We start from the raw sequence: 21708 nt of genomic DNA, 5'->3' as shown, positions 1-21708 counted from the left end.
ACCATGCAGAGTATGCCATATTCACATCTTGATGAAACGATTTATCATGAAAAGCTTGATAATGGGCTGCATGTGTTTGTGCTACCCAAAGCAGGTTTCCAGAAAACATACGCGACCTTTACCACCCAGTATGGGTCTATAGACAATCACTTTCAAGTTCAAGGTAAAGACGAAGTGCGCGTTCCCGATGGTATTGCACATTTCTTGGAGCACAAAATGTTCGAGGAGCCCGAAGGGGATATTTTTGCAACATTTGCTACGAATGGCGCATCTGCCAATGCATTTACAAGCTTTGATCGGACCGCATATTTATTCTCATCAACTGACCGCTACTTAGAAAATTTAACGACATTAATTAATTTTGTGCAGAATCCTTATTTTACAGATGAGAATGTTGAGAAGGAAAAAGGGATTATTGGGCAAGAAATTAAAATGTACGAGGATAATGCGGATTGGAGAAGTTATTACGGCTTGATCGAATCCTTATATGCCAAGCATCCGATTCACATTGATATCGCGGGTACTGTGGCATCTATCGCTGAAATTACCAAAGAAACATTATACGAGTGTTACAACACATTCTATCATCCGAGCAACATGAGTTTATTCGTTGTTGGAGGCGTAGATCCACAAGAAGTTATAACGCTTGTTAAAGATAATCAAGCAGCCAAAACTTTTCCACCCCAAGGTGAGATCCAAAGATTCTTCCCAGATGAACCAAATGAAGTCAAGGAAGCTCGGAGGATTATTTTACTTCCAGTTTCATTGCCGAAATGTTTAATGGGCTTTAAGGAAGCGGCACCTGCCGTCACAGGTAAGCCTTTATTAGTGCGAGAATTAACGACCAAATTAATGTTGGATATCTTATTCAGTTCCAGTTCTGATATTTATCAAACACTCTATGACGATCAGTTAATTTCGGATAATTTCGGTCATGAATATAACTGCAGCGATGGTTATGCGTTCTCTATTGTTGGTGGGGATACCAAGGATCCGGAACAGCTTATTGCTAGAATTCGTGAAGTGGTGGAAAAAAGAAAAGAGCCTGGGCTCGATCTTATCACTTTCGAACGTAGTCGGAAGAAGAAAATTGGCAGTTTCTTGCGAATGATGAACTCACCTGAATCAATTGCAAATGAATATACCAAATACCGGTTCAAAGGGATTGATCTCTTTGATATCTTGCCGGTGTATGAACAGTTAACATTAGAAGATGTGAATCGTCGTTTCCGAGAGCATTTTGATTGGAGTAAGCTCGCAGTATCCATCGTACAGAGTCGTGAACCATCGTGAGTACAGGTAAACCCTTTAGCGAACAGACTGTGCTGATCACTGGAGCTAGTAGGGGGATAGGGGCTGCAATAGCCCAACGGTTTGCCGCGGTAGGCATGCAGATTGTTATTCATTATCGGGATTCACATGAAGCAGCCAATGAAATTGCTCGTTCTTGCATGAAGCAAGGGGCGAAGGTATTAACCATTTCAGCGGATATCCAATCACATGAGCAGATTCTCAAAATGAGAGATAAGCTTGAACAAATGAACATGATACCAGATATTATCGTTAATAATGCAGGTATTTCTCATTATGGCATGCTTGCTGATGTGACGGAAGAAGAGTGGGATCGTGTTATGAATGTCAATCTTAAAGGCTCATTTCTATGTACACAAACGTTTATGCACGCCATGGTCAAACAGAAATACGGCAGAATCATCAACGTATCCTCCATATGGGGCATCTCAGGTGCCTCGTGTGAGGTTTTATATTCGACGGCCAAGGGTGGCCTTAATGCGTTTACGAAAGCGCTAGCCAAAGAACTCGCTCCTTCAGGTGTTACGGTAAATGCCGTAGCACCTGGGGCAGTACAGACTGATATGATGGCCGGGTTCCAGGCAGATGAAATCGATGCCATTACGAACGAAATTCCTGTTGGTCGGCTTGCATCTCCACATGAGGTCGCATCACTTGTCTATTTCTTGGCATTGCCCGAGTCAGGTTATATTACTGGACAAATTATTTCTCCTAACGGAGGTTGGCTGACTTAGTATCTATGGTAGAGAAGTCCACGCATAATTCTGTTTTGAGAAGCGCATATTACGTATGTAATGACCATTTCTCATAACTCAAAGGAGGCTTCTTACAATGGCTACTGTACTTAAGGTGTTCGACAAATGGAAAGAATTTTTGGCTGAACGCGTGAGTCAGGCGGGACATGCAGGGATGAGTGATGAAACCATCTCCAAGCTGGCTTTTCAAATTGGGGAGTTTTTGGCAAACAAAGTGGATCCTCAGAATGAGCAAGAACGAGTTCTCAAAGAGTTGTGGGATGCTGGGGATGAACAGGAAAAGCATACTCTTGCCCGCCTCATGGTAAAATTAGTAGACAAAGGTTAATAACCGTTTTACAATTCAATAGGGTATGATGTGAGAGCCTCCTCTTTCGGAGGCTTTTGCATGCTTTATAAGCTGGAAAGGAATTTTCAATGATGACGAACACTCGTTTACTATTTATTTTAACCTTAGTAATATTATTGCTTGCTAGTTGTGGAAATCGTGGAATACCAGTTATAAAACAAGAACTTCTTGATCAGAAAATGTCTGTTTTAATGCTATCAAGCAGTGGAATGCCGGCTTCAGCAAAGGACGTGCTAGGTCAAACCCTAAAGAATTGGCGAGACGCTGATTCGATTGCGTATGACTGGGTTAAAGATTTGAATGCGGTGGATGATAATGTGGTTTCGAAATTGAAAACGAAAACATATGATTACATATACGTTATTGGAAATGAGTTATTTCCTTCTGCAAACGAGACGATGGCATTAGGCATTACTACGAGTAAATGGACTTTTATACAAAGTCAGCCATGGGCAGTGGGTAGTGCGGTTAGTGTGAATGAGCAAGCGTCTTTGCTCCAATTGGATTTGCAACAGATGGAAACCATGAAAAACAAAGCAATTCAAGATCTTCTATTGCAAAATGCTGTTATCGAATGGGTGACGCAAAGCGACCGTCCAATTCCATCTGCATGGGCCCCTTCGGAAGAAGCTGATCATATTGTATTGCTAAACAACAATAACCAATGGTTTCAACAGTTGACCTTTCAAGTTCACCAACACCGCGCGACATGGGTTATTTTCTACAGTCCTGTGAGTGAAGAACAGTTGCAAAAAACCAAATCTTTAGGTGTATCGGTCATGGATTTTTCAGGGGCATTGACTGCCGATCTTAACTGGACGCAAATTTTTGAAAACCGCCTTGCTATGATGAAAACACATACTTGGCAAAAAGGGATCCAAAATTACAATCCGCAAGAGCTAAAAGAACTAAAAATGAAATAATGTCATGGTTGTTAACATTGCGAGAAGGATTTTGGCGGAATTTGTAGAATTTAATTATAGGATGATGAACAACTGGTTCGTTTATAGACCAGTGTGACAGAGATGATGATGAGGTGGAAGAATTGGACGTTAAAGAATGGTATATGGAGTACAAAATTCATAAGAACCGTCCCGGTTTATTAGGTGATATTGCATCACTGATGGGGATGTTGGATATTAACATTGTGACGATTAATGGGGTTGAAGATCGTACACGTGGTATGCTTCTACAAACGAATGATGAAGAAAAAATTGATTTGATGGGTAAAATGTTGAGAAAAGTAGATAATATTACTATTACTGCTTTGAGACCCCCAAAATTAGTGGATATTTTGGCTGTTCGCCACGGCAGATATATAGAACGTGACTCCGACGATCGCAAGACATTCCGTTTTACACGAGATGAGTTAGGTTTGTTAGTTGATTTTCTTGGTGAAATATTCAAACGTGAGGGAAATCAAGTTGTTGGACTTCGTGGCATGCCTCGTGTTGGGAAGACAGAGTCTATTATTGCAGGCAGCGTGTGTGCGAATAAACGGTGGACGTTCGTTTCTTCAACTTTACTGAGACAAACTGTTCGTAGTCAGCTTTCTGAGGATGAAATGGCTCCTAACAATGTCTATATCATTGACGGTATTGTTTCGACGATTCGTTCCAACGAGAAGCATTACAGTCTTCTGCAAGATATTATGGGTCAGCCATCAACAAAAGTTATCGAGCATCCGGACATTTTTATTCGCGAATCGGAATACACCTATAATCACTTCGATTATATTATCGAGCTACGGAACAGTCCGGATGAAGAAATCAATTATGATTCATTTACGTATACGTCCGAACCTTTTTAATGTTTGAAACGTCAATAACAGGATGAATAATTCCTTCGGGGAGGTGACCATATGTCTGACTTAGGCTACATTTTGCGCAAAACTCGACTGGAAAAAAAGATTTCGTTGGATGATCTTCAGGAAGTTACTAAGATCCGCAAACGTTATCTAGAAGCTATTGAAGAAGGAAATTATAAGGTGCTCCCAGGGAGTTTCTATGTGAGGGCTTTTATTAAAAGCTACGCGGAAGCATTAGGACTTGATCCGAATGAAGTTCTGAATATGTATCAGTCCACGATTCCTGCCCCAACGATTGAGAAACCTGTTGTGGAAGCGATTCGCAAGAATAGATCAAGTGTTCGCAATACAGAAAAGATGAGCCGCTGGGCTTCAAGCCTGATGTTTGTCTGTTTTATTTTGCTCATATTCGGGATCGTATACTACTATACATATAAGAATTATAAGGGAACGCCAGCGGATGAGAAACCAGCGCAAACGCAATCACCGCGCATTACTGACTCGACGAACCCTTCGCCGAGCACATCTGTGAATGCTACCGGGGATGGTAAAGCAACAGTGCTTGCAACGCCAACACCAACCCCAGCGCCGACACCAACACCGCCTGCTGTCCAGGTGAAATTTAGTTCTAATGAAAAAGGTGTAGATAATTACATCATTACAGGTACTGCGAATTTGAAAATCGAATTCAAAATTACCGGTTCTTGTTGGATCGCTGTTAATGCACTAAGCCCTGAGGGGGAGAAAGGTGCATTGCTAAGACAGAAACTTTACAATTCCGGTGATACGGATACATTTGATATAGCAACTTCAGCATTTTTGAATGTTGGTGCAGCTAGTGCTTTGCAGCTCATGGTCAATGGCACTCTCGTACCTGTTGGCGATACGCCGAATCCGAAGCGGGTTCAACTCAACTTGCAGAAAAGCTAGCTTTTTGCCAGTTCCTGCGCTTTCCCGGGTAATGAAAATAGTGTGATGGGAAATATTCGAAGCCATTGGCGGTTGGATATTTCCTTTTTTATGCGTTCTTGCTATAATGCTATTGTAATTTGATGGAAAGGATGTTGGGATGTAGATGAGTTCAGAGAGTTCGTTTGATATTGTATCCAAAGTTGATATGCAAGAACTAAATAATGCGATTCAACAAGCGGAGAAAGAGATGTTGACCCGTTTTGATTTTAAAGGAAGCAAGAGCAGCATTAAACTAGATAAAGATCAGCTCGTTGTCACGTCAGATGATGAGTTTAAGCTTCAAAATGTCCTTGATATTATGCATGCCAAAATGACCAAACGTGGAATCTCGATTAAAAATCTCGAATATTCCAAAGTAGAGCCAGCTGCTGGTTCCACTGTTAGACAGAAAATCAGCATGAAACAAGGGGTTGATCAAGACAACTCCAAGAAGATTAATATACTGATTCGCGATTCTAAATTGAAAGTGAAAACTCAAATTCAAGGGGATCAAATTCGTGTAACCGGGAAGAGTCGTGACGATTTACAGGCGGTTATTGCTCTACTTCGGAAAGCAGATATTCCGTTGGATTTGCAGTTTGTTAATATGAAATAATCAGTAATATAAGGTTACTTGAAGGAAAACCCCCTGGATCAAGGGGGTTTTTACATTTTGACACCCCAATTGGCTTGTATTATACTGGTAGGGAGTGTTTTTTAGGACTATTGGAGGTTGTTTCTTTCATGACAGAAAAGGTTAAAGTAGTTACTCTCGGATGCGAGAAGAATTTGGTTGATTCCGAGATTATGTCAGGTTTAATTCATGGCCGTGGTTTCCAACTTGTAGACAACAAGGAAGATGCGACAGTCATTATCGTGAACACTTGCGGGTTCATTGATGCTGCTAAAGAAGAATCCGTAAATACAATTTTGGATATGGCAGAACTGAAGCAAACTGCGAATCTCAAAGCGCTAATCGTTTCAGGCTGTTTAACACAACGATACAAAAAGCAGTTAATGGAAGAAATGCCTGAGATTGATGGGATTGTAGGTACAGGTGATTTTGACAAGATTAATCATATCGTGGACGAAGCGCTTAGAGGTAAGAAACCGGTTCTGGTAGGGAATCCGGTATTTAATTATGACGCGGATCTGCCTCGACTGATGACGACACCTCGTTACACAGCCTATGTCAAGATTGCAGAAGGGTGCGATAACGCATGTACATTCTGCTCTATTCCAATTATGCGCGGTGCTTTCAAAAGCAGAAGTATGGAATCGATCGTTGCTGAAGTTGCCAATCTTGCCGCTCAAGGCGTTAAAGAAATTAGCTTAATTGCACAAGATTCAACAAACTATGGAACTGATATCTATGATAGCTTCATGCTTCCTACTTTGCTGAACAAAGTGAGTGAAGTAAAAGGTATTGAGTGGGTGCGTCTGCACTATGCATACCCAGGCTTCTTCAGTGATGAGTTGATTGAAGTCATGGCAACGAATCCGAAAGTGTGCAAGTATATCGATATGCCCTTACAGCATAGTGAAGATTCTATTCTTAAGCGTATGCGCAGACCAGGCCGCCAGAAAGATACGCGTGAACTCGTTCGCAAAATTCGTGAATCTATTCCGGATGTTGCCTTGCGTACTTCCTTGATTGTTGGATTCCCTGGCGAGACTGAACAAGATTTTGAGAACTTGAAACAATTCGTGCGCGATGTTCAGTTCGATCGCCTTGGTGTGTTCGCATACTCAATGGAAGATGATACACCTGCATCAAGACTGCCGGATCAAGTTCCAGATGATGTGAAAGAATACCGTGCCAATGCGATCATGGAAATACAACGTGAAATTTCAAATATCCGCGGCGGTCGCCGAATCGGGCAAGAAATTGACGTGCTTATTGAAAGATATGATGGAAGAAGCGACGTTTATATTGGTCGTTCGCAATTCGACGCACCTGAAATTGATGGTGAAGTATTCGTTTCGAATGCGAAATTAAATATTGGTGAACTTGCGAAGGTTCGTGTTACTCACTCCTACGAGTTTGACTTATCAGGGGAGGTAATTGCATGAACTTAGCTAACCGCATCACCGTAGCGAGAATTTTATTAGTACCTATCATCATGTTCTTTTTGCTGATTAAGGTAAAATTCCCTCAAATACGGATTGAGGAGTTTAGCATAACGTATAATCAAATTATTGCTGCTTTAATTTTTATTATTGCTGCGAGTACAGATAGCTTAGATGGTTACATTGCTAGGAAACGTAATCTTGTTACGAATTTGGGCAAGCTGTTGGATCCTTTGGCAGACAAGCTGCTTGTTACCGCTGTACTTGTTTCATTAGTAGAAATGGATAAAGTTGATGCTTGGATTGTTATTGTCATTATTAGCAGAGAATGGGCAGTGACTGGTCTTCGTCAAATTGCTCTCCTAGAGGGGACTGTTATGGCTGCTAGCAAATGGGGTAAAGCGAAGACGGCGGCTCAGATTACAGCCATAATTGCACTGCTGATTAATAATTTTCCATTTACGTTCCTAGATTTTCCCTTTGATGTTATAGCTAGTTGGGCTGCAGCAATTATTACTGTTTATTCTGGTGTGGAATATTTCGTCAAAAATAAACACGTCATCGATTTTTCGGAAAAGTCATAGTTCCATGTAACTTACCTCTAAACGCGGTCGATCTATAACGAGCGATCACGTTAGAGGTTTTCTCATTTTAAGGAGGGACTCATAGATGAAAGCAGAAATTATTGCAGTCGGGACAGAGTTGCTGTTAGGCCAGATTGTGAACACGAATGCGCAGTTTATTTCGAGAGAATGTGCAGCGCAAGGGATTGATATGTACTTTCAAACGGTTGTTGGTGATAACGAACAGCGCTTGTTAGACAGTCTACGATTAGCTGCATCGCGTGCTGATGTTGTGATTTGTACAGGCGGACTAGGGCCAACGCAAGATGATTTGACCAAGGATGTATTAGCATCACTAACAGGATGTAATTTGGTGCTTCATGAGCCTTCCATGGAGGCTATTTCTGCGATGTTTGCTTCTAGAGACATTCATATGGTGGAAAGCAATCGTCGTCAGGCACTTATGCTAGATGGCAGCGATCCCTTACATAATGAGACTGGTCTAGCAGTGGGGAATGCACTCACCTACGAAGGGACACATTTCATACTATTGCCAGGACCACCTAAAGAAATGAAGCCAATGTTTACGAAGTATGCTGTGCCGTGGCTTAAATTACGAATGAATGATGAAGTTCCACTATATTCGAAAATGTTGAAGTTTGCTGGCATAGGGGAGTCAAATTTGGAACATCAGTTGATCGATTTGATTCAATCGCAAACTGACCCGACAATTGCCCCATATGCTAAAGAAGGGGAAGTGACAATTCGGTTAACAACTCGTGCACATTCAGCAGCAGAAGGTGAGATGAAGCTAAAAGCGACAGAGGATGAAATTGTTAACCGCTTAGGTGAGTATCTTTATGCGGCTCAGGATGTCCCTATTGAGACAGTTGTCTTGCGATTGCTCAAGGCTAATAAGAAGACACTGGCAGTTGCTGAGAGCTGCACAGGAGGTTTACTCAGCGATTTAATAACGACAGTCCCAGGCAGTTCAGAGTCATTCTTAGGCGGTATTATCGTTTACTCGAACGCTTTAAAACATGGGCTGCTCGGTGTGCCAATGGATATTTTGGAGGGGGAAGGTGCTCCGGGTGCCGTTAGCAGCGAGACAGCTGTTATTTTAGCCGAGCAGTTGCTTGTTAGGACCGGAAGTGACTTTGGCATCTCTGTGACCGGTGTGGCTGGTCCAAGCCCGTCTGAGGGGAAGCCTGTTGGTCTTGTCTATGTGGGATTAGCGCAAAAGCAAGCAAAGACTGAAGTGTATACTCTTCAACTATCAGGCAATAGAGAGTCAATTAAACATAGGGCCGCCAAGCGTGCACTCTATCAATTGTGGAAACAGTTGAAAGAAAACTAGAAATCCTCTATAATCATAGGTAGTTAACGGAAGAACCGTAACAAAGCGATAACTTTGTTACGGTTTTTTGTTTGTTCGCAAAAAAAACGAATGTATGTTCGAAAAAATGCTTGGCAAACATGCCAAAACAAGTTATCATATACCTATAATGATAGAAGGAAGTGGTCGTTTTGTCAGATCGTCGTGCCGCATTAGATAATGCATTACGTCAAATTGAGAAACAGTTCGGAAAAGGCTCCATTATGAAACTTGGAGAATCTACACATATGCAAGTTGAAACGATTTCTTCGGGGGCCCTTGCCTTGGATATCGCACTTGGAATAGGTGGATTCCCGCGCGGAAGAATTATTGAAGTTTATGGACCAGAATCATCAGGTAAAACAACAGTGGCTCTACATGCGATTGCTGAAGTTCAGAAAGTAGGCGGACAAGCTGCCTTTATCGACGCAGAGCATGCGTTGGATCCTTCCTATGCAAGCAAACTTGGTATTAATATAGATGAACTATTGCTTTCTCAACCAGATACAGGTGAGCAGGCACTTGAGATCGCTGAAGCACTTGTTCGTAGTGGCGCTGTTGATATTATTGTTATCGACTCCGTCGCAGCACTAGTACCGAAAGCGGAAATTGAAGGTGATATGGGGGATTCTCACGTAGGTCTTCAAGCACGTTTGATGTCACAAGCACTTCGTAAATTATCCGGTGCAATCAACAAATCGAAAGTTATCGCTATATTCATTAACCAATTGCGTGAAAAAGTTGGGGTTATGTTCGGGAATCCAGAGACAACTCCTGGTGGTCGCGCATTGAAATTCTATTCTTCCGTACGTTTAGATGTTCGTCGTATTGAAACCATTAAGCAAGGTAATGACATGGTTGGTAACCGTACGAGAATTAAAGTAGTTAAGAATAAAGTAGCGCCTCCATTTAAACAAGCTGAAGTCGATATTATGTATGGTGAAGGGATCTCACGCGAAGGTAGTATTATTGATATCGGAACTGAACTGGATATCGTTAATAAAAGCGGTGCTTGGTATTCCTATGAAGGTGAACGTCTTGGTCAAGGTCGCGAGAATGCTAAGCAATTCTTGAAAGATAATAAAGCGATCTCCGAAACGATCGAACTTCGCATCAGAGAAAATAGCAACTTGATTAAAGTAGTTGGTCCGAACACAGATGAAGAAGAAGATGAGTTGGAAACAGCTTTTGAATAGGTTTGAAAACTAGGATAGATGAAGCACCTTAACCTTGTGTTGGGGTGTTTTTTCTTCATTTGGAGGATTGTTGAAATGAATAACGAAGAGCAAGAATTACAAGTAATTACCAAAGTAGAGAAACAAAAGCAAGGAAGACATCGCTATAATATCTATCTGAATGAGGAGTACGCTTTTTCTGTTCATGAAGATATCCTGATCAAGCATCGATTAAACAAAGGGGAATCCTTATATCAGCAAGCGATTGAAGCTATTATTCTAGATGAAGAACGAAATATGGCCTACGTTAAGGCTCTTCATATGGTAGGAAGACGTCCTCATTCTCTCACAGAAGTCAAACGTAAATTGAAAGAGAAAGGGTTTGAAGCACCTACTATAGCATGGACGTGTGGTAAGCTTGTTGAAAACAAATACATCAATGATGAAGAATTCGCTAAGATGTGGACGGACAACCGCGTGATTTCACAACGTAAAGGACGTAATCTAATTCGACAAGAACTTCAACAAAAGGGCATACATCAAGATGTGGTTAAAAGTACGATGGAGTCAATTAATCCAGATGATGAGTACGAAGGGGCATTGAAGGTAGCACAAACGAAATGGAAGCAAACCTCAGGGAAGTTAATGGATAGAAAGCGTAAGACTGCGGCATTTCTTATGCGAAGAGGTTATACGGGTACTATAGTTACTAAGGTCTTGAGGGTCATAAGTACTGAATCAGATGAGGAGGAATTGGACTATATAGAAGATGAATTGGATTTTAATTAATGCCATTAATTAGTTTCTGGAAACTTAATGACATTAATTATTGACGTTTGCCATTTGGGTCTAATTGATCAACTCTAGGACATTCGCTTGACAAGCTTCTTCGACAAAAGATAAAATAACAGTGTATATTTTCATAATGTATTCAAAATCATACTAATTTCATTGATTTTGAGAAGACAGCTGTAAAAACCGCCAATTTTTACACTGTTGATTATGGATTATTAGCACTATAGTGCCCTAACGCACAGTGCGCATTCATTTAAAAGCCATACTCTTACATTTAAGGGTATGTATGACTAGTCAAACAATTGAATCGGATTAAAAAACCGAAGGTACCCCAGGCTAACAACTTGGAGAAACCAACGAGGAGGTGAACAAGATGATGACTGCCATCTGGATCGCGATCATTCTCGTTGTTGGAGCTGCATGCTTAGGGATTGGTTATTTTATCCGTAAATCTCTTGCAGAAGCGAAAATTTCCAGTGCTGAAACAGCCGCTGAGCAGATAAAAGAATCTGCCAAAAAGGAAGCAGAAGCACTGAAAAAAGAAACGGTTCTGGAAGCAAAGGACGAAGTTCACAAACTACGCTCCGAAGCTGAAAAAGACATTCGTGAACGTCGGAATGAAATTCAACGACAAGAAAGACGATTGTTGCAAAAAGAGGAATCGCTGGATAAAAAATTAGAGTCTCTCGAGCGTAAAGAAGAACTAGTAGCCAACAAAGAGAAGCGAATCGAGGATACACAAACACAAATTGATCAGCTATATAAAAGTCAAGTTTCCGAATTGGAACGAATTTCTGGTCTTACTATGGAAGAAGCGAAGAGTATCATTCTTACTAATGTAGAGCAAGAAGTTCGTCATGAGACTGCTCAGCTAATCAAGGAGATTGAACAACAAGCCAAAGAAGAAGGCGATAAGAAAGCACGTGAGATCATCACACTTGCTATTCAGCGTTGTGCGGCAGATCACGTAGCGGAAACCACGGTATCCGTTGTCTCGTTGCCTAATGAAGAAATGAAGGGTCGCATTATCGGTCGTGAAGGTAGAAATATCCGAGCTTTGGAAACTTTGACCGGTATTGACCTTATTATTGATGATACGCCTGAAGCAGTAATCTTATCTGGTTTTGACCCAATCCGTCGTGAAATTGCTCGCACATCACTTGAGAAACTTGTAGCGGATGGACGTATTCATCCCGCACGTATCGAAGAGATGGTTGAGAAGTCTCGCAAAGAAGTGGACGAACGTATCCGCGAATATGGGGAACAAGCGACATTTGAAGTTGGGGTACATGGTTTGCATCCTGACTTGATCAAAATTTTGGGCCGCCTAAAGTTCAGAACAAGTTACGGACAAAACGTTTTGAAACATTCCATGGAAGTAGCGTATCTGGCTGGTTTAATGGCCGGAGAGCTCGGGGTAGACGTAACTTTGGCGAAACGTGCCGGGCTGCTTCATGACATTGGTAAAGCGTTAGACCATGAAGTGGAAGGGTCTCACGTCGAAATCGGTGTTGAGATAGGCAAGAAATACAAAGAGCATCCAATTGTAATTAATAGTATTGCTTCACATCATGGTGATGTGGAAGCAACTTCTGTAATTGCCATGTTAGTCGGAGCTGCGGATGCATTATCAGCGGCAAGACCAGGTGCTCGAAGAGAAACGCTAGAAACATATATCAAACGTCTTGAGAAGCTGGAAGAGATTTCAGAATCATTTGAAGGTGTTGAGAAATCATATGCCATTCAAGCAGGTCGTGAAGTACGTGTCATGGTGCAGCCAGAGAAAGTGGATGACACTGAAGCGTTCCGTTTAGCCCGTGATATTACAAAGAAAATCGAGGGTGAACTCGATTATCCAGGACATATTAAGGTTACGGTCATTCGTGAAACAAGAGCAGTTGAATACGCTAAATAAGAATCAAATGCGAAAAGTGGCTATTATAGCCACTTTTCCTTATTTTCAAGGCCGAATGAAACAGAAGAATTGGGTCATATAAAGGAGCTCGTTTTAGGTTATGAAAATTGTGTTTATTGGTGATATCGTAGGTTCTGTTGGAAGAAAAGCTTTGAAAAATATCATGCCAAGATTAAAGCAATTACATCCACATGCTGTCTTCATTGCGAACGGTGAGAATGCTGCCGCGGGAAAAGGGATAACCCAAGCAATTGCCAAAGAAATATATGAAATGGGCATTCAAGCTATTACGATGGGAAACCACACATGGGATCAGAAAGAAATTTTCGATTTTATAGATCGTGACGATAAAATGGTGCGTCCAGCGAACTTCCCTCCGGGTACGCCAGGCAAGGGTCATACCGTCATTAAAGTGAAAGACCAAGAACTTCTTATTATAAATTTACAAGGACGAACATTTTTACCGCCAATTGATTGCCCATTCCGTAAAGTGGATGAAATACTAGATGGAGATAAGAAGAAACATAAATTTGTTTTTGTCGATTTCCATGCGGAAGCAACTTCAGAAAAAATCGCAATGGGTTGGCATTTGGACGGTAAGGTGTCTGCGGTCGTAGGAACCCACACACATGTTCAAACAAATGATAATCGCGTATTGCCTCAAGGTACAGCGTATGTGACGGATGTAGGGATGGTAGGGCCTCGTGATGGCATTCTAGGGGTAGAACGCAACGCTGTGCTTCAGAAGTTTAAGACGCAGCTTCCCGTTCGTTTCATTACCGATGAAGGAAAATGGCATTTCCATGCCGTTGTTATAGAATTAAACGATCAAACTGGGCTTGCCAAAGGGATTAATTTAATTAGATACGATGAGGATCAAGTATTTATGGATTAGTTGTAAGGTAAATGAATGGTATCTGTCTGAATGACATGTGGTAGGTAGCATGTTTCGTGTACCTAGTGAATATGATGGGTATTGGAAGCTATCCATCATTTCCGAGGAGGTACTATTCATGGATGTGTTAAAAGTTTCAGCAAAATCCAATCCAAACTCCGTAGCAGGTGCATTGGCAGGCGTATTGCGTGAGCGTGGAGCCGCTGAGCTTCAGGCGATAGGTGCAGGCGCATTGAACCAAGCCATCAAAGCAGTAGCTATCGCAAGAGGGTTTGTGGCGCCTAGTGGAGTCGACTTAATATGTGTACCAGCCTTCACGGATATCGTTATTGATGGGGAGGACCGGACAGCTATTAAATTGATTGTCGAGCCACGCTGACTGGTAAGACAACTGTATAAGTGTTGACTTTTCATGACTGACTGCCAGTTAAATCGAAATGTTATCACAGTACCTATGAAACCTCTGTATAGAGGTTTTTGTGCTGTTTGGACATAATGTGCGCTTGTTAGGAGGAGGGCAATATAATGAAGATTGTAGATGGACATTGTGATGCGCTTACGAAACTATTTCAGAATGGTAAACTGGAATTTAATCAGGATGTATCTGAGTTAGATGTATGCATACCCAAGTTGCAGCAGGCAGGAGTTAAAGTGCAATTTTTTGCGATCTACCTGTCAGAATCCATTCCTAATCCTAGCTTTGAGCATGTTTTGCAAATGATAGATATTTTTCATCGTAAGATCCTTAATCATCCGCAAATGAGATGGATTCGAACGGCTTCAGATTGGTTACTCATTGAGCAAACACAGGAAATAGGGGCTGTTCTCACCATTGAAGGCTTAGATGCGCTTGCTGGGAATCTGACCCATTTACGGATCCTTGATTATCTAGGCGTACGTTGCGCAGGGATTACTTGGAATTACGCGAATTGGGCGGCGGACGGTGTCATGGAATCAAGAAAAGGCGGGTTTACAAAAAAAGGGAAGCTAATGTTAAAAGAAATAGAAACTATGGGTATAATAGTCGATGTGTCCCATCTTTCTGTTGCAGGCTTCTGGGAACTTGTAGACGTTTACAGAAAACCGTTTATCGCTTCACACTCAAACGCTTATCACGTATGTCCTCATCCAAGAAATTTATCAGATGATCAGATTAAAGCTATCATACAATGTAAGGGTATGTTGGGAATTACATTTGTTCCTTACTTTCTAGAGAACTTGTATTCGTCCGCACAAATTTCAACGATACTAAAGCATATTGATCATATATGTGCATTAGGCGGAGAATCCCAAATTGGTTTTGGTTCAGACTTTGATGGGATCGATCAGTGGGTCAAAGATTTAAGACATGTTGGAGATTACGGAAATATTATAGAAGCTTTGTGTAAAAACTATTCAGAGTCGCAAGTGGAGGCGTTTTTGTACGGGAACTGGCGCAATTTCATGTTGCAGAACCTTCCGCAATGAATAAGTGAGAATCGATCTAATATTGATATGGATACAATCTAAAAACTCTATCTGTTAGAAACGGTTAAACCCCTTGCAATTTACTCTGTAAAGGCATAGAATTTGGATGACAAGTGAAAGAATTTTTTTATTGAAAATCTTATTTTACTTTACAATCAGCTTATCAAATTTTCTTCACGCAGCTACAATTAAAAGGAGTGGACGTACGGTGATTAGTCAGTTATCTTGGAAAATCGGAGGTCAGCAGGGTGAAGGGGTCGAAAGTACAGACCGCATTTTCTCTACTGCATTGAACCGTCTCGGTTACTATTTGTATGGGTACCGTCATTTCTCTTCACGGATTAAGGGGGGACATACGAATAACAAGATCCGCATCAGCACCAAACCGATTCGCGCAATTTCAGACGACTTGGATATTCTAGTTGCTTTCGATCAAGAAAGTATCGATTTCAACGCACACGAACTTCGCGACAATGGTGTAATCGTTGCGGACGCTAAATTTAACCCTGTTTTACCAGAAGGAATTAAAGCTAGATTGTTCCCGGTACCCATTACTGCAATTGCAGAGGAATTAGGAACTTCCCTATTTAAGAACATGGCCGCGTCAGGCGCTTCATGGGCTCTACTTGGCTTGCCGATTGACGTGTTTAATAAAGCTGTTGAAGAAGAATTTGGCCGCAAGGGCGCGGCAGTCGTTGAGAAGAATATTGAAGCAGTTCGCAAAGGTGCAGAATCTGTGCTTGAACTAGCTGGCGGACCTATCGCTGATTTCCAACTTGAGCCTGCTGATGGACAACAAAAATTGTTCATGATCGGAAATGATGCAATCGCACTCGGTGCTGTCGCAGCAGGTTGCCGATTCATGCCGGCTTATCCAATTACACCAGCTTCCGAAGTTATGGAGTATTTGCAAAAAGTACTTCCTAAATTGGGTGGAACGGTTATCCAAACGGAAGATGAAATTGCAGCGTGCACAATGGCTATCGGCGCTAACTACGCAGGTGCTCGTGCGCTTACAGCTTCAGCAGGTCCTGGTTTGTCTCTTATGATGGAAGCTATTGGTCTTGCAGGAATGACCGAAACTCCAGTAGTAATAGTTGATACGCAACGTGGTGGTCCAAGTACAGGACTTCCTACTAAACAAGAGCAATCAGATCTAAACGCTATGGTATACGGAACACACGGTGAAATTCCAAAAATCGTATTGTCCCCAAGTACAATTGAAGAATGTTTCTATGATACGATTGAAGCTTTCAACCTTGCTGAGCAATACCAAGTACCTGTTATTCTAATGACAGATCTTCAGCTTTCCCTAGGTAAACAATCCGCAGAAATGCTGGATTATAACCGTATCGTGATTGATCGCGGTGCACTTGTAACTGAAGCACCTGAACAAGAGCCTAATCAATTGTTCAAGCGTTATGAGTTCACGGAGAAAGGTGTTTCTCCTCGTGTAATCCCTGGTGTTAAGCACGGTATTCACCATGTTACAGGTGTCGAGCATGATCAAACAGGTCGTCCATCCGAAAGCACTGAGAATCGCCAACGTATGATGGATAAACGTCTTGAGAAGTTGAAACATATTCAAGTTACAGATGCGATCAAATTTGATGCACCTCACGAGAATCCAGATCTTCTTATTATTGGTATGGGTTCCACAGGTGGAACAATTGACGAAGCAAGAAGCCGTGTTGAATTGGAAGGTATCAAAACCAACCACGCCACTGTGCGCTTGATTCATCCGTTCCCAGCTGACCAACTTCGCCCGCTTGTTGAGAAAGCGAAACAAGTTATCATAGTTGAAAACAATGCGACAGGTCAATTAGCTGATCAAATTAAATTGCATGTTGGTCATGCAGATAAAATCAAAAATGTACTTAAATATAACGGCAACCCATTCTTACCAGCAGAAATCGAACAAAAATGTAAGGAGTTGACTTTAGCATGGCAACATTAAAAGACTTTCGTAACAATGTAAAGCCTAACTGGTGTCCAGGATGCGGAGATTTCTCCGTACAAGCAGCGATTCAACGTGCTTCAGCTAACGTTGGTTTGGAGCCAGAAAACCTAGCTATCGTTTCAGGTATCGGATGTTCTGGACGTATTTCTGGTTACATCAATGCATACGGATTCCACGGTATTCATGGTAGATCTTTGCCAATCGCACAAGGCGTGAAAATGGCTAACCGCGATTTGACAGTTATCGCATCTGGTGGAGACGGAGATGGCTTTGCAATTGGTATGGGGCATACTGTTCATGCTATTCGCCGCAACATTGATGTGACTTATATCGTAATGGACAACCAAATCTACGGTTTGACAAAAGGTCAAGCATCTCCACGTAGTGCTGAAGGGTTCAAAACGAAAAGTGTACCATCTGGTACAATTGAAACGGCAATTTCACCACTTGAAATTGCAATGGCTGCAGGTGCTTCTTTCGTAGCACAATCATTCTCCAGTAACTTGAAACAGTTAACAGCTGTTATTGAAGCTGGTTTGAATCATAAAGGTTTCTCCTTAATTAACGTATTCAGCCCATGTGTAACTTTCAACAAAGTAAACACATATGACTGGTTCAAAGAGAATATCGTTGATTTGGATGAAATTCCAGACTACGATTACACGAACCGTGTGATGGCGATGACGAAAATCATGGAAACTAATTCCATGCTAACGGGTATCATCTACCAAAACAAAGACAAAAAGAGCTATGAAGATTCCATCCCTAACTTTGCTAAAGAAGGTCTAACGAAACAAGATCTTAAACTTTCCGAAGCTGACTTCAGCAAACTACTTACTGAGTTCAAATAATGATTTATTAAAAAGGCATACGGTGAATATCCGTATGCCTTTTTTGCTGAGCGGTAATACTGACAAGTATGATTTAAATGAGAGGATGCGAACGAACATGCCCATGATTCCAATTGGTGTTTCAGCAAGACATATCCATCTTTCACAAAAAGATGTATTCGCACTATTCGGAGAAGGATATGAGTTATCTAACTTCAAGGATCTATCGCAGCCAGGTCAATTCGCTGCGCAAGAAACGGTAGCAGTAGTAGGGCCGAAAGGACAATTCGATAAGGTTCGGATTCTTGGTCCAATTCGTCCGCAAACGCAAATTGAGGTTTCACGCACAGATGCTTTCGCGTTAGGCATACATCCACCAGTACGGGAGTCAGGTCACATTGAGGGGACTCCTGGATTGCGTGTTATTGGCCCGCAAGGGGAAATTACATTGGAGCAAGGAGTTATAGTCGCGGCAAGGCATATTCACTTTCATACCTCAGATGCGAAGGAATGGGGAATTCAAGATAAGCAACTTCTACGCGTTCATATGCGAGGAGAGAGGCCTTTAGTATTTGAGAATGTAATTGCCCGAGTATCAGACCAATTCGCGTTGGACATGCATATCGATACAGACGAAGGCAATGCAGCGGGTGTAAAAACCGGTGATAAAGCGGAGCTCTTACTGTAAAGTTAATGGCACTAATTATTAATTAGGTTAAATTGAAATATGGAGCATCCTTTACAATGATGTGTAAAGGATGCTTTTTTGCGCATTTTTTACATGGAATTACGTTGAGATGTAAAAAAATACATTTTTCGAGAATATTCGACGTAAACATATAGAGGCTCTAAGTAAATCATGGTAAAATGAATTCTAATAGATTCATATAAAAGTTTACTTAGGCTTATCGATCTGATTCAATGGCTCCTGTCGATATCATAATCATTGCCTTAAGTTAGGAGACATCACTGTGGAAACGATCTCAAGCACGTATCACATTCCCTTTGTTATTTTTTCAATTTTAATTGCTATCATTGCTTCCTTTGCTGCTTTGGATCTCGGAATAAGAATCCATAAAGCCAAAAGTTCAGCAAGGCAAGCCTGGTTAGCTGGTGGTGCCTTTGCAATGGGAATGGGCATTTGGTCCATGCATTTTGTAGCAATGCTAGCGTTCCATTTACCAATAACGGTCACATACCAATTATCTACGGTCATTTATTCCATAGTTCCAGCGTTGCTTGCGTCTTGGTTGGCATTATATATCATCAGTAGGCCGGTTATGCGTAAGCCCCATGTTTTTATTGGAGCTACTTTTATTGCTACTGGGGTCGTATCGATGCATTACATTGGCATGGAAGCGATGGTGATGGGAGCAACTATTGAATATAATCCTTATCTATGGGCGCTTTCTGCAATTATTGCCTATGTTGTCTCATTAGTTGCACTACTGTTGTTATTTTCGGTTAAACAAAATGCAAGCTCTCCACGCATAATGTTGCGAAAGCTAGGAAGCTCGATGGTCATGGGCATAGCAATAAGTGGTATGCACTATACAGGTATGGCAGCAGCAACTTTCAAGCATGATCATTCACACATCGCAGCAGACCTTACATTTGACTCGAAACTGTTAGCGTATTTGATAGGTTTTGGTATTTTATTCATTCTGGGCCTAGCGTTTATTAGTACATTCATTGATAAACGATTTGAATCACAGATGATGATGTCGGAGAAAAGATTTCGCTCTGTTGTAGAATCGGCTCATGATGCAATTATCCTAACTGATCATAATAGGACGATCATCTCTTGGAATAAAGGTGCACAACTCATATTTGGCTATGAGGAACAGGAACTAATCGGAGAAAGATTACATCGTATTTTTCCCGAGCGGTTTGTAGCCTCTCATAAAGAACGGTTGGAGAAATTTCTCGCCACGTCCACTGTTGACGCGAATGAGATTGGAATGACTTATGAATTACTAGGGGTACGTAAAGATCAAACCGAGTTTCCAATGGAACTCTCACTTGCTGTTTGGAAAGAAGAAGAGGGGATGTGCTTTAGCTGCATAATTCGTGATATCTCTGAAAGAAAAAGGACAGAGGAACGAATTAATCGGATGGTATATCGTGATCCATTAACTGGTTTGCCGAATCGGTTACTATTAAATGATCGTCTTGAACTTGCGTTAGACCAAGCGCATGAAAACCAACAAAGCATGGGAATCATGTTTATTGATTTGGATCGCTTTAAATTTATTAATGATACACTTGGCCATGCGATGGGAGATAAATTATTAATTGAGGTAGCAAAACGATTCGAAGCATGCATTGGTAAAGGTGATACCGTTTCCCGCCAAGGTGGGGATGAATTTATTATCCTTTGGGCGCATACAACTACGGATGACATGATAAAAAATGCGAATAAAATTATTCGTATTTTCTCACAATCTTTTATCATTCTTGAACACGAGTTATTCGTTACACCTTCCATTGGAATTAGTCTCTATCCATCGGATGGAAGCGATATAGAGACACTCATCAAAAATGCAGATACCGCGATGTATCGTGTGAAAGAACAAGGTAAGAATAATTTTCAGTTTTATACACCGGAGATGAACGAAGCGGTAACCAAAAAGATGCAGATGGAAATTGGGCTTCGCAAAGCATTAGAGCGAAATGAATTTAAAGTGTTTTATCAGCCACAGATTGATGTGAATACAGGTAAGATAACTGGTGCTGAAGCTTTAATTCGTTGGCAGCACCCCGAGTGGGGGCCGATATCACCAGCTGATTTTATTCCACTAGCAGAAGAAACGGGATTAATCATTCCAATTGGGGAATGGGTTCTAAATGAAGCTTGCCGCCAAAATAAAGAGTGGCAGAATCAAGGTTATTCGCCATTTCGGATCGCTGTAAATATTTCTTCTAGACAATTTAAGCAGAGTAATTTGATTGAAATGGTGAATAGTGCCTTAGAAGACTCCGGATTAGAGCATCAGTATTTAGAACTTGAGCTAACGGAAAGTATTATTCAAGATTCCAAGTATGCCATTGAGACGATGCATAAATTAAAAGCTATGGGTATCTTTTTATCAATTGACGATTTTGGAACAGGTTATTCATCATTGAATTATTTGAAGTTGTTCCCTATTGATAGTTTAAAGATTGACCAATCTTTCACACGAAACATGTTTGAAGATGCGAAAGATGCTGCACTCGTACATACGATTATTTCAATGGCACATAATTTAGATTTAAAAGTTATCGCAGAAGGAGTGGAAACGAGGGAACAACTTCAATTCTTACTCTTGAAAGAATGCAATGAAGCACAAGGATATTTATTCAGTCGTCCATTGCCTGCTCAAGAGATGACGGGTATCATTATGCAGCAATATTCATTTGGGAAACAATGATTTCAGAGCCTTCTCTTTGGAGAAGGTTTTTCACTTTATACAGAAACGGAAGCCAATATGGATATGCAGGTATCTTTTGT

The 21708-nt window shown here is 41.3% G+C and carries 20 protein-coding genes; all 20 read left to right on the top strand.

The genetic code is table 11. From position 1 onward, the window contains the following. Positions 1-3: 3 nt before the first annotated feature. The 20 genes from yfmH (at position 4) to A8708_RS05520 (ending at position 21628) form a co-directional block, all read left to right on the top strand. Positions 4-1293, top strand: a complete 1290-nt coding sequence (gene yfmH / locus A8708_RS05615) for an EF-P 5-aminopentanol modification-associated protein YfmH (RefSeq protein ID WP_068662526.1) — start codon at positions 4-6, stop codon at positions 1291-1293. Continuing rightward, positions 1290-2045, top strand: a complete 756-nt coding sequence (gene ymfI, locus A8708_RS05610; RefSeq protein ID WP_068662525.1) for an elongation factor P 5-aminopentanone reductase — start codon at positions 1290-1292, stop codon at positions 2043-2045. Before yfmH ends, ymfI begins: the two co-directional genes overlap by 4 nt. Before the next feature lie 97 nt (positions 2046-2142). Beyond that, positions 2143-2394 (top strand): DUF3243 domain-containing protein, encoded by a 252-nt coding sequence (locus A8708_RS05605; protein ID WP_068662524.1) that lies wholly within the window; start codon positions 2143-2145, stop codon positions 2392-2394. Between the two features lie 92 nt (positions 2395-2486). Beyond that, positions 2487-3338 (top strand): hypothetical protein, encoded by an 852-nt coding sequence (locus A8708_RS05600; protein ID WP_068662523.1) that lies wholly within the window; start codon positions 2487-2489, stop codon positions 3336-3338. A 143-nt stretch (positions 3339-3481) separates the two neighbouring features. Then, on the top strand, positions 3482-4225 hold the full coding sequence (locus tag A8708_RS05595; RefSeq protein WP_420848533.1) for a DUF3388 domain-containing protein: 744 nt from the start codon (positions 3482-3484) through the stop codon (positions 4223-4225). Positions 4226-4276: 51 nt separating this feature from the next. Further along, positions 4277-5152 carry a helix-turn-helix domain-containing protein gene (locus A8708_RS05590; protein ID WP_068662521.1) on the top strand — a complete coding sequence of 292 codons (876 nt, stop codon included), beginning with the start codon at positions 4277-4279 and terminating at the stop codon, positions 5150-5152. A 145-nt stretch (positions 5153-5297) separates the two neighbouring features. Then, positions 5298-5789 (top strand): YajQ family cyclic di-GMP-binding protein, encoded by a 492-nt coding sequence (locus A8708_RS05585; protein WP_056625112.1) that lies wholly within the window; start codon positions 5298-5300, stop codon positions 5787-5789. Positions 5790-5917: 128 nt separating this feature from the next. Next, positions 5918-7246 (top strand): 30S ribosomal protein S12 methylthiotransferase RimO, encoded by a 1329-nt coding sequence (rimO, locus tag A8708_RS05580; RefSeq protein WP_068662520.1) that lies wholly within the window; start codon positions 5918-5920, stop codon positions 7244-7246. Further along, the gene (gene pgsA / locus A8708_RS05575) at positions 7243-7827 is read left to right on the top strand and encodes a CDP-diacylglycerol--glycerol-3-phosphate 3-phosphatidyltransferase (protein ID WP_056625118.1); all 585 of its coding nucleotides are present in this window, start codon (positions 7243-7245) and stop codon (positions 7825-7827) included. The genes rimO and pgsA overlap by 4 nt, the downstream gene beginning before the upstream one ends. Before the next feature lie 85 nt (positions 7828-7912). Then, positions 7913-9163, top strand: coding sequence for a competence/damage-inducible protein A (locus A8708_RS05570; protein ID WP_068662519.1), 1251 nt, complete (start codon positions 7913-7915; stop codon positions 9161-9163). A gap of 170 nt (positions 9164-9333) precedes the next feature. Beyond that, positions 9334-10377 carry a recombinase RecA gene (gene recA / locus A8708_RS05565; RefSeq protein ID WP_068662518.1) on the top strand — a complete coding sequence of 348 codons (1044 nt, stop codon included), beginning with the start codon at positions 9334-9336 and terminating at the stop codon, positions 10375-10377. A 75-nt stretch (positions 10378-10452) separates the two neighbouring features. Continuing rightward, on the top strand, positions 10453-11145 hold the full coding sequence (locus A8708_RS05560) for a regulatory protein RecX (protein ID WP_068662517.1): 693 nt from the start codon (positions 10453-10455) through the stop codon (positions 11143-11145). A gap of 379 nt (positions 11146-11524) precedes the next feature. Continuing rightward, complete coding sequence (rny, locus tag A8708_RS05555) at positions 11525-13066, top strand: ribonuclease Y (RefSeq protein WP_056625130.1); 1542 nt, start codon at positions 11525-11527, stop codon at positions 13064-13066. Between the two features lie 100 nt (positions 13067-13166). Then, positions 13167-13961 carry a TIGR00282 family metallophosphoesterase gene (locus A8708_RS05550; protein WP_068662516.1) on the top strand — a complete coding sequence of 265 codons (795 nt, stop codon included), beginning with the start codon at positions 13167-13169 and terminating at the stop codon, positions 13959-13961. Between the two features lie 118 nt (positions 13962-14079). Beyond that, positions 14080-14340, top strand: coding sequence for a stage V sporulation protein S (locus A8708_RS05545; protein ID WP_028558349.1), 261 nt, complete (start codon positions 14080-14082; stop codon positions 14338-14340). A 146-nt stretch (positions 14341-14486) separates the two neighbouring features. Further along, positions 14487-15428, top strand: a complete 942-nt coding sequence (locus A8708_RS05540; protein ID WP_068662515.1) for a dipeptidase — start codon at positions 14487-14489, stop codon at positions 15426-15428. Positions 15429-15636: 208 nt separating this feature from the next. Then, positions 15637-17385, top strand: coding sequence for a 2-oxoacid:acceptor oxidoreductase subunit alpha (locus A8708_RS05535; protein ID WP_068662514.1), 1749 nt, complete (start codon positions 15637-15639; stop codon positions 17383-17385). Then, positions 17373-18239: a 2-oxoacid:ferredoxin oxidoreductase subunit beta gene (locus tag A8708_RS05530; RefSeq protein ID WP_068662513.1), complete on the top strand. Its 867-nt coding sequence runs from the start codon at positions 17373-17375 to the stop codon at positions 18237-18239. The genes A8708_RS05535 and A8708_RS05530 overlap by 13 nt, the downstream gene beginning before the upstream one ends. Positions 18240-18336: 97 nt before the next feature. Then, a complete protein-coding gene (gene pduL, locus A8708_RS05525) occupies positions 18337-18906 on the top strand; it encodes a phosphate propanoyltransferase (RefSeq protein ID WP_068662602.1) in 570 nt (189 codons plus the stop codon). Between the two features lie 283 nt (positions 18907-19189). Beyond that, on the top strand, positions 19190-21628 hold the full coding sequence (locus tag A8708_RS05520; RefSeq protein ID WP_068662512.1) for a bifunctional diguanylate cyclase/phosphodiesterase: 2439 nt from the start codon (positions 19190-19192) through the stop codon (positions 21626-21628). The last annotated feature ends 80 nt before the right edge of the window (positions 21629-21708 follow it).

It is taken from the genome of Paenibacillus oryzisoli (assembly GCF_001653565.1).
GTDB lineage: Bacteria > Bacillota > Bacilli > Paenibacillales > NBRC-103111 > Paenibacillus_E > Paenibacillus_E oryzisoli.
This window is presented reverse-complemented; position numbering and strand designations above follow the sequence as displayed.